General features: G+C 55.1%; 7 protein-coding genes. All 7 read right to left on the reverse strand.

Translation table 11 applies throughout. The features are described from left to right. Positions 1-70 precede the first annotated feature (70 nt). The 7 genes from I554_RS0113370 to I554_RS0113400 all read right to left on the reverse strand — a co-directional run bounded on the left by I554_RS0113370 (position 71) and on the right by I554_RS0113400 (position 16,959). Positions 71-2,515: a glycogen/starch/alpha-glucan phosphorylase gene (locus tag I554_RS0113370; RefSeq protein WP_024576571.1), complete on the reverse strand. Its 2,445-nt coding sequence runs from the start codon at positions 2,513-2,515 to the stop codon at positions 71-73. Between the two features lie 389 nt (positions 2,516-2,904). Continuing rightward, a complete protein-coding gene (gene treY, locus I554_RS0113375; protein WP_024576570.1) occupies positions 2,905-5,709 on the reverse strand; it encodes a malto-oligosyltrehalose synthase in 2,805 nt (934 codons plus the stop codon). A gap of 4 nt (positions 5,710-5,713) precedes the next feature. Further along, positions 5,714-7,471, reverse strand: a complete 1,758-nt coding sequence (gene treZ / locus I554_RS0113380; protein ID WP_024576569.1) for a malto-oligosyltrehalose trehalohydrolase — start codon at positions 7,469-7,471, stop codon at positions 5,714-5,716. Further along, positions 7,468-9,546, reverse strand: coding sequence for a glycogen debranching protein GlgX (glgX, locus tag I554_RS0113385; protein ID WP_024576568.1), 2,079 nt, complete (start codon positions 9,544-9,546; stop codon positions 7,468-7,470). Before glgX ends, treZ begins: the two co-directional genes overlap by 4 nt. Continuing rightward, positions 9,546-11,696, reverse strand: coding sequence for a 1,4-alpha-glucan branching protein GlgB (glgB, locus tag I554_RS0113390; protein WP_024576567.1), 2,151 nt, complete (start codon positions 11,694-11,696; stop codon positions 9,546-9,548). Before glgB ends, glgX begins: the two co-directional genes overlap by 1 nt. Next, on the reverse strand, positions 11,693-14,980 hold the full coding sequence (treS, locus tag I554_RS0113395) for a maltose alpha-D-glucosyltransferase (RefSeq protein ID WP_024576566.1): 3,288 nt from the start codon (positions 14,978-14,980) through the stop codon (positions 11,693-11,695). Before treS ends, glgB begins: the two co-directional genes overlap by 4 nt. 8 nt (positions 14,981-14,988) lie before the next feature. Further along, the gene (locus I554_RS0113400) at positions 14,989-16,959 is read right to left on the reverse strand and encodes an alpha-1,4-glucan--maltose-1-phosphate maltosyltransferase (protein ID WP_024576565.1); all 1,971 of its coding nucleotides are present in this window, start codon (positions 16,957-16,959) and stop codon (positions 14,989-14,991) included. Between the last annotated feature and the right edge of the window lie 36 nt (positions 16,960-16,995).

Consider the following 16,995-nt stretch of genomic DNA (forward strand, 5'->3'; position numbering starts at 1 on the left):
CGACTGTTAACGGACTCGAACTTGAGTTTGTTCCGTACCGTGCAGGTTTGTAGTTCCAGAACTAAACGCATCACCGCATTACAGGCACATCCCAGATGTCCTGAGCGTACTCGGCGATCGTGCGGTCCGACGAAAACCAGGCCATGCGAGAGACGTTAAGAATGCTCGAGCGGGCCCAGCCCGGCGTTTGCCATTGGTTGTCGACCATGCGCTGGGTCCGGTAATAATCGTCGAAGTCCGCTGCCACGAGGTAGTGGTCGAGATAGCGCAGGCTGTGCGTAATAGGAGCAAACCGCGAAGGATCATCTGGCGAAAATAGACCCCGATCAATTGCGTCGATGACGCCTCGAAGTTCAGCTGACCTGGCGATCTCGTGTTCCGAATCCAGTCCCTGCGCGCGCCGCTGCACGACCTGATCCGCACGGAGGCCAAAGACGAAGATATTATCGGCGCCAACGTGATCGCCGATTTCAATATTGGCCCCGTCAAACGTGCCGATGGTTAGCGCGCCGTTCAGGGCGAGCTTCATATTGCCGGTGCCAGAAGCTTCCATTCCTGCTGTCGAAATCTGCTCGGAGAGGTCGCTCGCCGGGATAATGATCTCGGCTGTGCTAACATTGTAGTTTGGAACAAATACAACCTTGAGAACATCGCGAACATCATGATCGCTATTAATCGTTGCTGCTATGTCGTTGATGAATTTGATGACTAGTTTTGCTTGCTGATAGCTGGCGGCTGCCTTGCCGGCGAAGATTTTGACGCGTGGTGTCCAGCCGCGGTCAGGCTCTGCCTTGATTGCAAGATACAGTGCGACCGCTTCAAGGGCGTTCAGAAGTTGGCGTTTGTATTCGTGGATTCGTTTGATCTGCACGTCAAACATCGCGGACGGATCAACGCGTTCCCCTAACCGGTTAGCTATGATGTCGGCGAGTGCGACCTTGTTGGAAAGTTTAGCTGCCATAAAACGGCGCTGAAACTCCCGGTCGTCGGCGAGTTTCTCTAGCTCCTTCAAATGCGCCGGGTCATGCAAAACGGCCGAGCCGCAGGCCTCACGCAATAAGCTGACAAGCCTGGGATTGCACTGATGGAGCCAGCGCCTGAACGTAATTCCATTGGTTTTATTCGTGATACGACCGGGATAAAGACTGTTGAGATCAGCAAATACCGTCTCACGCATCAATTCACTATGCATGGCGGAAACGCCGTTGATCTTATGCGAACCGACAAAGGCGAGATGGCCCATGCGGATACGACGACCGCCCGTCTCTTCTATCAGGGACGCTGAGGCCCGAAACCGAATATCGCCTGGCGCGTGGCGTTCCGCCGCGGCAAGATTTTCCTCGTTGACGCGGTAAATAATATCGAGATGCCGCGGTAGCAGCCGCTGAAATAATTCGATTGGCCAGGTTTCAAGTGCCTCTGGGAGCAGGGTATGATTGGTATACGAGATCGTCTTGTTGGTGATCTGCCAGGCTTCGTCCCAACCGATTCTGTGGTCGTCCATCAAAAGCCGCATCAATTCGGGAATTGCGAGACTGGGATGGGTATCGTTCAATTGTACAGCTGCATTGGAGGCAAGATTTCTCAGATCGCCGTCGCCTTGCAACTGATAATCAATGATATTTTGAAGCGACGCCGAGACGAAGAAATACTCCTGTCGAAGTCTCAACTCGCGGCCTGAGGGCGACTCATCGCTGGGATACAGGAATTTGGAGATGGCCTGCGCACGCGCCATCTCCGACATCGCTCCGAGATGATCTCCGCTGTTGAAAACGTTCAGGTTCAAGGGATCTACGGCTCTCGCCGACCAAAGACGCAGCGCATTGACGTGGTGGCTTCCCCATCCAACGATCGGTGTATCGTAAGCAACAGCTTCGATGGTTTCCTCAGGAATCCAGATGACCTGACCGAATCCATTTGCGCTTTTGCGCTCGATGTGGCCGCCATAGGACACCCGGTAGGTACATTCAGGCCGTTCGAATTCCCAGGGGTTGCCGGAGAGCAGCCATTGTTCAGGAAATTCCTCCTGCCGTCCCTTCGATATGATCTGACGAAAGAGGCCATGCTCGTATCGGATTCCATAACCCTGAGCGGGAATACTGAGCGTCGCCATGCTCTCCATGAAGCAGGCTGCGAGCCGCCCCAAGCCACCATTGCCGAGCGCGGCATCAGGTTCTATTTCCCGCAACTCATCGAAGTCGATTCCGAAGTCTTCCAGCGCTAGTCGAAAGGGCGCGGTTAGAGCCAAATTGCTTAATGAGTCTGTGAGCAATCTTCCAATCAAAAATTCGAGCGAGAGATAATAGACATGTTTTTCGCCACCGCTGTGGGAGGCCTGATTGGATTGAAGCCAGTAATGAACAATACGATCACGGAGCGTGAGAGCAGTCGCATGATACCAGTCGCGTTTTGTCGCTCGATTGGCATCCTTTCCAGCCATCAAAACAATTTTTGACAGCAGAGCGCTCTTGATATCTGCTACGACATCCTCCGGAAATTGCTCGCTGTAATGCATTCATATGCCCGTTATTCGAAAGGGAAGACGATGCTGCGGCTTCAACGGACCCGTTAACATCGCTCTTCCGGCGATTCCCGCAATTAAGTTGTGCTTGGCAAGTATCGCATTGGAAGGGGAGGCTTCATAGTCGACGTCCCTTGATGTGGTATGCGCCAGCATCATGCTATCAGCACGGAGCGCACGCCGGCCGAACACCGTGCATCTGGAACCGGAATGGTTTGTCTGCCGTCCCAAGGTCGTCGTGAAGCGTCGAATGCTGCTCAGCAATACCGCGTTCTGTTGATAAACGGGCAGTAAGTAAGCCGGATGTTGCACGCCACGGCCTCATAATCCTAGCCTAGCTCCTGCGGTAGGAGGGAACCGATCTCGAATCGGCACAACGCCCGCTAGGCCGTCCGGCCATGCTCCCGGGCGGCCTTTTTCCGTCCATTGCCTGGTCGCAGCACGGTTGCGTTCACAGTAGCTGCGGGGAAATGGGCAAATAATTCGGAGATCGACAGTCGGCCATTTTCCAGTGCGGTCATTGAGGAATCAATTTCATACCCGCTCAGATTTAATGCTGCGTCGAACGTACGCCTCGGCCATACTGTTCCTTGCTCAGTGATACCTGCAAATTTCCGACCTACTGCGACGATCACCGCATGGTCGTCCAAACAGCGCGCAAACGCGAGAACGTGATCCTTGTCGGGGCCCTCGACCGGTACTGCCATATAGCCCCCCCGTGTGAAGAGGTCGGGCAAGCGGGCGCGCAGCCTTAAAAGTTGCCGGGTCCATGCCATCTTAAGTCGGCCATCTCGCCAGTTCGCCGTCAGATTTTTCCAGTCGGGCAGATGCGTCGCTTCCAAGGCGGATCGACGCGCGTTGAAATCGACGTGGCGCCGATTGTCGGGATCGACAAGCGAGGTCTCCCAAAGCTCGGTGCCCTGATAAAAATCCGGTACGCCCGGCATCATCGTCTTGAGTGTAATCTGGCTAAGGCTGTTCAAGGCACCAACAAGGGATGCCCTGTTACTGAACGATTCAAATGAGTCGAGAAAGGCGCTGGAGCGAGTCGCATCGAGGATTGCCGCAATAAAGGATTCGAGGTTCCGCTCATAGGGTTCATTTGGATTGAGCCAGCTCGTCTCGAGTTTGGCTTCACGGGCCGCTTTCACGGCGTATGTCTGCATGCGCTTTGTGAAGTCCGCATCCACTTTCTCCGGCCACGCGCCAATCAAAGCCTGGTAAAGCATGTACTCAAACGCAACCGAAGGGCTGCGGGAACCCTCCTGGTGAGTGATATAGCGGGCATTCAACTCCTTCCAGCGTCCGACAAGACCGGCCCATTCGCTCGCAAGCTCCGGCAGTGCGAGAAGACGCGCCCGCGCATCTTCGCCTCGCTTGGTGTCGTGGGTGGCGGTTGTGTTCATGCCATGAGGAGACGAATTTGACCTTTCGATCATCAGCGAATGAAATGATGCGATTGGCATACCAGAGCTCCCGGCATTCCCTCCCACCTCGTTAAGAGCAAGAAGACGGTGAAATCTGTAGAAAGCCGTATCCTCAAGAGATTTGGCCATCATTGGCCCGGTGAACTGCTGCACCTTGAGCGCAAAGCGGCGAATGCGTGGCTTGCCGGGCGCGCGGCGTCCGGTTTTTGCGAGGTCCATTGTGAGAACATCGCGCAAAAAATCGAAAATGCCTTCATCGGCGCTGAACCAGCGGGCCCGCGCCTTTTCGATTGTTTTCGATATCAGCGCGCGGTCGGCGGACGAGGGGCCAGCGGACGTCATGTACGTGCGGTAAACTGGAAAGTTCACGACATACAATTCGAATGCCTGGCGCAAGCTATCCGCAGAAAAGTCTCGTGTTGAATAATGACCACCGGCAATTCGCACCAGCAGGCGTGACAAAACGGTGAACTCACTTGCCAGCAAGGTCTCCAGCACTCGGCGTTTCGAGCTTTCGAGGATCGGTGCGAGGTTCGGAGGGATATTGCTTGCCTGACGCCAGACCTCGTCGAGTGTTTCCAGGCCTCGCGTGTCCAGCAAGACTTGCGTGATGGCGTTCAGCCATTCGTATCCGGTCGTACCGTGAACCCCTTCGAACGGAGGTAGAATCTCATCCTCTACAAGGATTTTCTCGATCAGCAGATAGAATGGGTCAAATGAATGACCCCGCGCCTGCGCAATCAGGCGTGCCAATCGTCGGCAGTACTGCGCAGGATCCCGCAGGCCATCAATGTGATCAATCCTCAGTCCCTGCAATTGACCGGCGGAAATGAGACGTTTGGTCAGACCATGAATGCTGTCGAAGGTGGCGTTATCCTCCACGCGAAGCCCGGCGAGACTGTTGACATCGAAAAAGCGCCGGTAGTTGATGTCACTGGTCGCCAACCGCCAATGGGCAAGTTTGTAGTGCTGTCTCTCAAGCAGGGAGTGCAATGCCTGGGTGGCAGAGGATGATTGCGCACCCGCGCGATAAGCATCCAGCCCTCGATCGATAACGGATCGAATATCCGCAGTTTCAAGCAGCTGCCTTTTTAGGACGGGGGCTTCCGACCTGTCCGGACGCCGGAGCCCGGCATACAGACTCGCAATTTCATGGATCCTGTCGCCAGTTGCGGTTTTGTTGACGCCGGCTGCTGCCACGATTGTCCGCAGGATTTCGCTGTATCGTTGCGGGGCAATCGGGAGACGATGCTCGAAGTACCAAGCGGAAAAACTTCCGTCGGGATCAAAACGAAGCTCGATCTGGCCACTCTCGAGAGCTTCGCCATAGGACGTTCCCAGGATAGGCACAAGGATCCCGCCTTTTCCACGGTAGGAGAGGGTGTCCCACTCGATATCGAAAAAGGGAGCATAGGGCGATGCCTTGCCCCATTCGAGCACATCCAGCCACCATGGATTGTCAGCAAAATGAACACCCATATGATTTGGAACAAAATCAAGAATGAGACCGAGGTCGCTCGCCTTTAGTGCATCACTTAACCGCTCGAATCCCTCAGCGCCGCCAAGCTCGGGGTTGAGCACGTTGTGATCGATAATGTCATATCCGTGAGTGCTGCCCTTGCGTGCCCGCATGAACGGTGAAGCATAAACATGCGTGATGCCGAGCTCCTTCAGATAGGGTACGACCTCAGCAGCCTCGTCGAAGCCGAACCTCGAGGTAAGTTGCAGACGATACGTCGCAAGGGGAATAGGCCGGACCATTTTGTCAGCCTCGCACCCACCAGACGACATTCCAGGGAAGCAACCTGCGCTGCTCTATTTTCCCCCAAATCGTTCGTCCAGTTATCGATGTAGGAGACGCGATCACCTCGTCAGACAGGTTAGCGGTAAGGCATAGCAGCTTGCCGCCCCCAAGCCTCCACTGCGCTACGAGCAAATGTTGATTGATACTTGCATGGTCGAACTGGCAGTGGGCAAGATGAGGAATAACTTCGGCATGGCGCACGGCTAGAAGTCTGCGAACGAGTTGCAAACGATCTTTCCCAGCGGGCTCTGTCGCTAAAGACCAGTCCAGGCGCGCCGACTTGAATGTCATCTCGTCCAACGGGTCGGGTATCTCATCCCCGTATTGCTCATAGGCCGCCTGGAATTCTTCGCGACGTCCTCTTCGAACAGCGTCCGCCAGATGGCCTGAAAAATCGCAAAAGAACGGAAATGGCGAAGTAGCTCCCCATTCCTCGCCCATAAACATCAGCGGTGGCATGGGACAAAGAAGCGTAATTGCAAGCGCGGCCTCAATGGTTCGCGGATTGGCCCCCATTCCGAGGCGATCGCCCAATGCGCGATTCCCAATTTGATCGTGATTCTGAAGGAAATTTACAAAAGCGAGCGGTGAAAGGTGACCGCTGGACTCGCCGCGTGGAACACCGTTTCGATGAACTGAGGCTTCTCCTTGATATGCAAAACCCGATCCGAGGCTCCGGATCAAGGTTTTCTCGGGCTCAAGATAGTCACTGTAGTATCCGTGGGTTTCGCCCGTCACCAGAACGTGCCATCCGTGGTGATAATCATCGTTCCATTGCGCGCGGTATTGGCCGCGCGGAGGGTCGGTCGAAGGGTTCAGCAGCCCAGCGATGTTGTCATCGTTTTCAAGAACAAGATGAACATGCCGCCCATTCATCTTGGCAAAGTCGCCAACCGCGCTGCTCAGCGAGTTGAGGAGATGCGGCTCGCCGGGCTCAGTGAGCGCGTCGACTGCATCAAGGCGAAGGCCATCAAAGCGATAATCTTTGATCCAATGCAGTGCATTTTCAATTGCAAACTGACGGACTTCCCGTTGGCGATAATCTATCGCGTTTCCCCATGGCGTCTGGGAGCTGGAAAAAAATGTAGGGGCGTATCGGCTCAGATAATTACCTTCTGGACCGAAGTGGTTATAAACCACATCCAGAAACACCATCAGTCCCCGCAGATGCGCTTCGTCAATAAGGGTCTTCAGATCGTCCGGACGCCCATAGGTGCTGTCCGGTGCATACCAAAGGACCCCGTCGTAACCCCAATTCCATCTGCCAGGAAAGTCCGCGATCGGCATCAACTCAAGCGCCGTTATACCCGTCGCCGCCAAATGATCGAGTTTGTCGATCATCGCCAGATATGTCCCTTGGTTAGTAAACGTGCCGACGTGGCACTCCAGAAAAACAGCCTCCGCCCAGGGCCGTCCGCGCCATTCTCGAGATCTCCACTTGTAACTGCAATGATCGATAACTTCGCTGGGACCGGCCACGTCCGTCGGCTGGAAACGGGACGCAGGATCCGGAACATCGACTTCGTTGTCGATGCGGAAATGATACAGTGTGCCAGGTCCGGCCTCTTGGACGTGCAGACGAAACCAGCCATGATCTGAACGATCCATTGCAGTCGCGCGTTCTCTTATGACGACGTCAACCGTATCGGCCGCTGGCGCCCATAAATTGAATGTTACGCCATCGCCGCTTGGCTCGGCACTGAACCGATGCCCGGTCATATTGACCCCGCGAATACAAGTACCGAGCGGGGCGGCGCCTCCACGGATTCACCTGGGGAATGGAAGTTTGCATCCTTTGGTCCCTCGACCGCCGTATCGAGCACGCACTCCCATCGCTTGTATTCCGGCATTGGAGGCAGCGTAAACTGGATCGCCTCCGGGGCCGCGTTCAGGACGATGAAAGCCGCGGCAACCCCTTCCGCCGTAGGGCCAAGTATATAAGCGAGAAACCTTCCTTCCGGGAAATTCCAGTCGTCTTCCGACATCTCCTCGCCTCGGGGCGTCAGCCATAAAACGCCGTAGGATCCATCTGCTCTCCTGCCGTCGACCCATCCCTGTGCTTTGATCTGCGGAAAGCGGCTTCGCAGTGCCGTAAGTTTGCCGACAAAATCAACGAGATCGTTTTTATCATTCCCAAGACCGTCCCAACTGACCCAACCAATCTCGTTATCCTGGCAATACGCATTGTTATTGCCATTCTGGCTGTTGCCAACTTCATCACCGGCGAGCAACAGCGGCACGCCCTGTGCAAGAAACAGACAGGCAAGTTGATTTTTTCGAAGCCGAAGTCTGAGTGAATTTATTTCGGCGTCATCCGTAGGGCCTTCATGGCCACAGTTTGTGCTGTTGTTGTCATTGGAGCCATCGCGATTGTCCTCGCCGTTGGCGTCATTGTGCTTTTCGTTATAGCTAAACAAATCCAGCAATGTGAAACCATCGTGGACCGTCACGTGATTGACGCTCGCGCGGGGCGTTCGACCATCGTGATTAAATAGGTCCGACGATCCAGTCATTCGGCGGCTCACGTCGCCAATCAGATTGCCTTCTCCGGACCAATAGCGGCGCAGTGTCGCCCGGTAGCGATCATTCCACTCCGACCATTGAGAGGGGAAGGCACCGACCTGGTAGCCCCCGAGACCAACGTCCCATGGTTCTGCTACTAGTTTCACGGAAGCGAGGACCGGATCTTGGCGAACTGCTGTGAGAAAGCAACTTCCGCGGTCGAAGCCATTGGCCCCGCGCGCGAGTGTGCTTGCAAGATCAAACCGGAAGCCATCGATATGGCAAACCTCAACCCAGTACCGCAGGGAATCCATGACAAGCTGCAGGACGCGCGGATGTGCCAGGTTTAGAGAATTTCCACATCCAGTGAAGTCGTCGTAATAGCGCGGCTTTTCGGGCATCAGCCAATAGTAGGACGCGTTGTCGATACCGCGAAATGATAAGGTCGGCCCCATGTGGTTGCCTTCGGCGGTGTGATTATAGACGACGTCGAGCATGACTTCGATCCCGGCGTCATGTAGCCTTGCCACTGTTGTTCGTAAAACATCGAGCGTATTGTCCGGCGCGTACCGCAGCTCGGGCGCGAAGAACGCGATCGAATTGTAACCCCAGTAGTTAGAAAGTTTCTTCTCCACGAGATGACGATCATCGATGAAGCCATGTATGGGCAATAGTTCGACTGTTGTGACACCGAGACGGCTTAGGTGCTCGATCATGGCAGGTGACGATAGTCCGCGGAAAGAACCTCGCAGATTTGGTGGGATGTCCTGCCGGGTCTGGGTAAGCCCTTTTACATGCGCCTCGTAGATGATGGTGTCCTGCCACGCGACATTGGGGCGGTTTTCACGCCGGCCCCAATTGAAAGTCTCGTCGACCACAACTGCCTTGACCATCCCCCGGGCATTATCACGGCGATCAAAGGACAGATCCTCTCGCGAACTGCCGGCTCGGTAACCGAAGTGCGCGTCACTCCAGACAAGACGGTTCGCAAGGCGTTTGGCATAAGGATCGAGCAGGAGCTTGTGAGGATTGAAGCGATGCCCGTGATCCGGCTCATAAGGACCATAAACACGGTAGCCGTACAGTTGCCCCGGTGAGACGTCGTTAAGATAGCCGTGCCATACATCTTCGTTCCGCTCCGGCAGTTCGATCCTCTCTACTTCACGCCTTCCTTGGCTATCGAAAAGGCAGAGTTCGACTTTTTGCGCGTTCGCTGAGAACAGTGCGAAATTTGTCCCTCGCCCGTCCCAAGTGGCTCCCAGCCGGCTGTTGGTCCCTGTTGATAAGCGCATTACAGACTCGGTACCAAATATATCGCTGCGAGTGGTGGAATCGTCAGTCTGAGATGTGGAATGGGTTCTGTTGACGTGTGAATCTCGCCGACGTTTCCAACGTTCGTGCCGCCGTAATGTACGGAATCGGAGTTGAACACTTCCCGCCACTTTCCGGGGAAGGGGACCTTCACTTCATAGGTCCTGTATACGTTTGGTGAGAAATTCAGCACGATGAGGCACCTGTCTCGCGCAGCGTTGCCTTTGCGGATCCAGGCAAAAACATTGCTGTCGGCATCATCGTTTATGACCCATTCGAACCCGGCGGGATCACAGTCGAGCTCGTGCAAGGCGGGCAGCGAGCGGTGCAACCTGTTTAGATCGCGAACAACGCTCTGGATTCCTCGGTGGCGGGGCTGATCTAGCAGATGCCAATCCAGTGAATGATCGTGGTCCCATTCACGCTCTTGCCCGAATTCAGATCCCATGAACATCAGCTTTTTCCCAGGGTGAGCGAACATGAACGAGAAATAGACCCGCAAATTCGCGAAGCGCTGCCAATCGTCTCCGGGCATGCGGGCTAAAATCGATCCTTTGCCATGCACGACCTCGTCATGAGAAAGCGGAAGGATGAAGTTCTCTGAGAACGCATAATGCAGACCAAACCGGATCTGGTCGTGGTGATGTTTGCGATGGATAGGGTTCTTGCTGATGTAGTTCAGGGTATCGTGCATCCAGCCCATATTCCACTTATAGCCAAAGCCTAAACCGCCAAGTTCGACAGGCCGAGATACTTGCGGCCAAGCGGTTGATTCCTCCGCGGCCGTGGTGGCGTTCGGAAATTTAGCGAACACGTCCTTATTGAAGCGCCTGAGAAATTCGATCGCTTCAACATTTTCGCGTCCGCCATACTTGTTTGGAATCCATCCACCCGCAGGACGGCTGTAATCGAGATAAAGCATTGATGCTACGGCATCGACACGCAGACCATCGATACCGTATCGCTCAAGCCAGAACAGAGCGTTGGCCACCAGAAAGTTCACAACTTCAGTCCGGCCGTAGTTGTAAATCAGCGTTCCCCAATCGAGATGCCGGCCCTGCAGCGGATTGGCATGCTCGTACAGTGCTGTTCCATCAAATTGAGCGAGACCGTGTGGATCATCTGGAAAATGACCCGGCACCCAATCAAGGAGCACCGCGAGTTCTTCCTCGTGACAGGCCTCCACCAAAGCCGCAAAATCCTCGGGACTTCCGAACCGGCTCGTTGGCGCGAATAGGCCCGTGGGTTGATACCCCCACGATCCATCGAACGGGTGCTCACTGACGGGCAGAAACTCAATATGCGTGAACCCCAGATCCTTTACGTAACGAGGCAAAACCTCGGCCAGTTCACGGTAGGTTAGCCATCGGTTGTCCGGTGTTCGATGCCATGATCCGAGATGGACCTCATAAATTGACATCGGCGCATTCAGTGCATTCGCTTGGCTTGACGGCAGGGGGGCGGGCCGAAAACTCGGCTCGCCAAGTATGATGGACGCTGTGCTCGGCCGCAGTTCGCTTGCGAAAGCGAGGGGGTCTGCCTTCAAGGGTATCGCCTGACCCTGAGGGCCGACGATATCAAATTTGTACCGTTCACCTGCTTTCGCACCCGGCACAAAGATTTCCCAGTATCCGGTACCTCGCACGCGCATGGCGTGCCGACGGTAGTCCCAGAAATTGAAATCGCCCACCACGCTGACGCGTTGTGCACTCGGCGCGAACACTACGAAGGCAACGCCTTGCACCCCATCGAGGTTGAGTACATGCGCTCCGAGCTTATCGAAAAGCCGCTGATGCGTTCCTTCGCCAAGAAGATATAGATCGAAGTCGGTCAGAATGGCCGGGAATGAGTAGGGGTCATAAAGTTCGACTGCGTTGCTGGCGCCGCTGAACTTTGCCCGAAGCTTGTAATGCTTGGCCCCGCGAGGAGCTGGGCCCGTGAAAAGTCCGGCTTCGTGAATCTTGTCGAGAGCGACAAAATCGCCATTTTCCGAGACGGCCTCCACGCGGGTAGCGTTCGGAAGAAAAGCCCGCACGATTCTCCTGTCACCCTCAGTGTGAGCGCCGAGATACCTGAAGGGATCCGAGTGGCGCCCTTCTATAATTGCATACGCTTCCGCAGATAGGGTCATGCAAGGCCACCGCGTGGATTAGTAAGGATACGAAGCGCACCTTTGAGCGGCACTGGTAACCAGTGCGGTCTGTAAGCGAGCTCATACTCGATTTCGTAAAAGACTTTTTCAATCAGGAAGAAATTCAACAGGCTCGAGGCTGCATCGGGATTGGACGGCCACAGGCGTTCGTCATTTAATCCGTCATGGTAAGCAGAAAGCAGTGCAGCCATTGCGTTTGTCCGCCACTGCTCAAGCCCTATTGCAATGTGCCCGTGGTCATCGGGTGCAACCTGCAAGGCCCGTTCGAACGCGGCAGATGTGGAATAGTCGATTGACCGTATCAGGCCGGCAACGTCCCGCGCGGCAGGGGATTTGCGCCGGCGCTCGGCGAGGCTGCGTCGCGGCTCTCCCTCAAAATCGATGATAAAGATATCGTCTTTTGCAACCAGGAGCTGCCCCAAATGCAGATCACCATGGTGCCGGATATTCAGCACATCCTGGCTATCGCGAAGGAGAGAATTCATGAAAGGCCGCAAACGCGATCCGTGAGCTGCTAGCTCGTCGATCAATTGCCGATCGGAGTCGCTCGTTTCCGCGCGAAAACGGTTCAATCCGTCCATGACCTGCTCGGCGCGCTCCGCGACATTGGTGATCCAGAGGTCGATATCTGCTGGAGCAGCCCTCTCTGGCTTGAATGAAGGAATGTCATCGCGGCTTGCAAGCGCCATTTGCATTTCTGCGACCCGTTTTCCGATCTGCGATACATAGCGCGTGTAGGCGACCAATTCCTCGCTCTCGCCATTCTGGTTGCCGACATCAAGGAGGCGCAACTCATCGACGAAGCGGTCGAGATATCCGGCGCTGAGCGACCATCCGTCCCCCTGGTTAGGCACGAATTCGTGAACGATCGCGAGCGCGCTCCGCTTCTCTTCTTCGACGAGTTTGACGTGTCCAAGCACGGCTGGTGTATTCGGAAAGTTGGCGATATCCGTCAGGAATACGCCCATTTCAATTTCTGAATTTTCGCCAGACTCCAGACGTCGGTAAAGCTTCACAACAAGGGTTTCATCTACCAGTGCGGTGGTGTTGGATTGTTCGGTTTCAACCGCACGAACCGATTCAATTGGCGATATCTGCAACAGATCAAGCCGCGTGGTGGGTCGGAATTCCAACGTCCTGTTTTCGCTCGCCACCGTCGCTGACGACCGGATTAGCTCGAGGATGTGCTCGATGAATCCCTTGTCTGTCGCGATATCGAAGAGGGTACCCTCGCGTGAGCCTTGTCGGACTGCGGCCAAAGCCTTCGGGTTGTATCGTTCGCGGTCGAAGCGGACCCAATCAATGCGCACAGGCATCGCGTATCGGGAGATTTCTCCACCTTGCTCGGACTCAAACATGGTGAGCCACGGTCGCGAGGCATCTTCATTGCTGAAGGGCAACGCCGCGATGACTTTTGCTGATATTTCGCGTGCAGAGCGTTGCGGAAACCATCGCGTTCGCGCGAGGTGAGCGGGAAGCACATCCCGTTCGAAAATTCGGCGCGTCCGGTCCAGCGTCATCCAGGTTGAGCCAAACGGAACAACCAGCGTTTCAAATTCCGGGACCGGCACGGCTTGCTCAGGGGCCGAAGCTGGCTTTTCATTCAGTCTGAACCAGTAGAATCCATACGGCGCCAAGGTTACGAGGTAGGGGAGATCGCCGATCGGTGGAAAGTTCGTTCTGCCTAGCATTTCCTGAGGCACGCGCTCCTTCCAATGTGCGAGGTCCAGCTCTGTCGCCTGCGCCGAGCGGGACAAGTTTGCCACGCAAAGAATGGCCTCGTCGGCATGCTGGCGAACGTATGCAAGGACAGACCTGTTGGAAGGCCGGATAAACGTCATGCTTCCCCGGCCGAACGCGAGTGTTGATTTCCGCACGGAAATGAGACGCTTGGTCCAGCTTAACAGGGATGAAAGGCTTCGGGACTGCGCCTCGACATTTACGGACTCATAGCCGTAGATTGCGTCCATGATCGTTGGTGCGTAAAGTCTAGCTGGATCTGTCCGCGAGAAGCCACCGTTGCGATCCGGCGTCCACTGCATTGGCGTGCGTACGCCGTTACGGTCGCCAAGATAGATGTTATCGCCCATCCCGATCTCGTCTCCATAATAGATGATCGGGGTTCCCGGAAATGAGAGAAGAAGCGAGTTCATTAATTCGATCTTACGCCTGTCATTGTCCATGAGCGGCGCGAGCCTGCGACGAATCCCCACGTTGATACGGGCGCGTGGATCGTTCGCATAGGTGGACCAGAGGTAATCACGCTCCACGTCCGTCACCATCTCGAGCGTAAGCTCGTCGTGATTGCGCAAGAAGAGCGCCCATTGACAGTTCTCTGGAATCTCCGGTGTCTGGCGCAGGATATCGGTGACCGGAAAGCGGTCTTCCTGGGCGATCGCCATATAGAAGCGCGGCATCAGCGGGAAGTGATATGCCATATGACATTCTTCGCCGCTGCCGAAATACTGTTGGACGTCTTCTGGCCATTGATTGGCTTCCGCAAGCAGAACCTTGCCCTTCGCATAGGCGTCGAGTTCAGCTCGCAGAGTCTTTATGACGCGATGAGTTTCCGGAAGATTCTCGTTGTTAGTACCTTCCCGTTCACAAAGATAGGGAATTGCATCAAGCCGAAAACCGTCGACGCCCGCGTCGAGCCAGCGCTTCATGACCTGCACCACAGCGCTGACGACGCGAGGGTTGTCAAAATTCAGATCGGGTTGATGAGAGAAAAAGCGATGCCAGTAAAACGCGCCGGCTTCCGGATCCCATGTCCAGTTTGATTTTTCGGTATCGGTAAAGATAATCCGCGTGCCTTGGTATTTTTGATCCGTGTCGCTCCACACGTACCAGTTTCGCGCGCTGGAGCCAGGCGGACTGCGCCGCGCGCGCTTGAACCAGCTGTGCTGGTCCGATGTGTGATTGATAACGAGTTCAATGATAACCCTAAGTCCACGCCGCTTGGCCTCCGCAATGAAACGGCGAAAATCTTTCATGGAGCCAAAATCGGGATTGATGGCTCCATAGTCGCCAATATCGTACCCGTCATCGCGCCCGGGGGATGGAAAGAACGGAAGAAGCCAGAGCGTGGTCACTCCCAAATCCTGCAGATAGTCGAGCTTTTCCGTCAGGCCGGCAAAGTCGCCAATTCCATCGTTATTGCTGTCGGAGAAGGCTTTGACATGCAGTTGATAGATGATCGCATCCTTGTACCAAAGATCGTCCTCGGTTGTGCTCGCAAAGGAGTTTGTCGACATCACGTTCATCGATGCTCTCACGCCAAGCATCGGAACATCAGCGCTGGATCGCGCTGAGGGTCAATTCGTAGCCGCACGCCGCCCCATTCCACCGCGTGCCGCTCACCGGTAATAATGTTTTCGAGAGCCACGACATCCTTGAGCGCATCGGGCGGGCCGATTTTGATGCCCTCAAGAGAAAACCAGAATTCGTGGATGTCGCGGGAAAGAGCGATCGAGACCGCTATGACGTTGCTGTTGGTCGCGTCGGATTTCACGAAGCCGGTGACGTTATCATTTTCGACGTGCACGAACTGCAGACGGGATGTCTGCAGAAGTGCGGCGTTTGAACGGCGTGCGGCGTTTAGATCACGAATGTAATCCTTGATATTTCCGGGGCGATTCCAGTCGCGGACCTTGATCTCGTACTTTTCCGAGTTGAGGTATTCCTCCTTTCCCGGGACCGGGTCGTGTTCAAGAAGCTCGAAGCCATTGTACACGCCGTACGTTGCAGACAGCGTTGCTGCCAACGCGACTCGCGCTTTGAACATCCAAGGTTCACCGTTTTGGAGATGAAACGGTAAAATATCCGGCGTGCTGACAAAGAAATTGGGCCGGAAATATTCCCGCTCTGGATAACCGGTTAGTTCACGCAGATATTCTTCGATTTCCGCTTTTCGGGTTCGCCACGTGAAATAGGTATACGACTGTGTGAAGCCGAGTTTGGCGAGACCTTTCATAAGCTTGGGTCGTGTAAAGGCCTCTGCTAGGAAGATGACATTCGGATCTCGTTGCTGGATATCTTTGATCAGCCATTCCCAGAACAGAAACGGCTTCGTATGAGGATTATCGACCCGGAAGATTTTCACACCCTGATCGACCCAAAACAGGATCACATCACGCAACGCCGTCCATAAGGCAGCTGCGTTCCCGCTGCGGAAGTCCGGATTGTGAATATCTTCGTATTTCTTTGGAGGATTTTCAGCGTACCGGATCGTTCCGTCAGGACGCCTTTTGAACCAGTCTGGATGTTGCTGCAGCCAAGGATGATCGGGAGAGCATTGTACGGCGAAATCGAGCGCAATCTCCATATCCAGCGCCTTCGCAGCAGCGATCACTGCGCGAAAGTCCTCCAGAGTTCCAAGCTCGGGATGGACCGCATTGTGGCCGCCTTCGGCCGCTCCGATTGCATAGGGGCTGCCCGGATCGCCGGGTTGGGAGGTGAGGGAGTTGTTACGCCCCTTTCGATTGATGCGCCCGATCGGATGAATGGGCGTGAAATATATGACGTCAAAACCCATGTTTGCGATATCTGGCATTCGCGAAATGCAGTCGCGAAAGGTGCCGTGCTGTCCGGGATTACAGCCTTGGCTTCGCGGGACCATTTCGTACCAAGCCCCTGCAGTCGCTCGCAGGCGATCCACGACAAGAGGAAAGCTGGATGAACGCGTTGTGTCGAACCGAACCTGGCTTCGGCTCATCGCCGCGAGAACGTCCTCATGAAGCAAGGGGACGTAATCACCCGTCGCAAGGAATTTCTCGCAAGCGGCCGTCAACACAGCCGCTGCGGGCCGGTCAGTCGGGCGAGATTTTGTGATCATGGCCGCGCCTTCCAGCGCGTCTAACGTTACATCCTGACCGGCTTCACTTTTCAGGATCGTACTATGGCGCCAGGTCGCAAATTCATCGGTCCATGCCTCGATCGCGTATACATAACGGCCAGGCAGTCGGGGCAAAAACGAGCCCCACCATCGATCGTTACTATGGTGAGCCATGGGCTCGTAGTTCCACCCTGTAGAGTTCTCCTCCCGCCACAGGAGATGGGCCGATACGACATCATGGCCGTCGCGATAAATGTCTGCCCAGACTTCGATCGCCGTGCCAGCAGGACGCTTTACTGGATAACGTCCAGCGTCAACCGCAGGATAGACATCCTCGATGTGGAATGATCCGAGAACGTTTAACGCATTCTCCGCGTCGGTCTTTTTAAAGGGTGGAAGTGATGACATCAGGCCCCATCGCTCGGCCGCGAGAACAATCACTGT

It is taken from the genome of Afipia sp. OHSU_II-C1 (genome assembly GCF_000497575.1).
Classification (GTDB): domain Bacteria; phylum Pseudomonadota; class Alphaproteobacteria; order Rhizobiales; family Xanthobacteraceae; genus Afipia.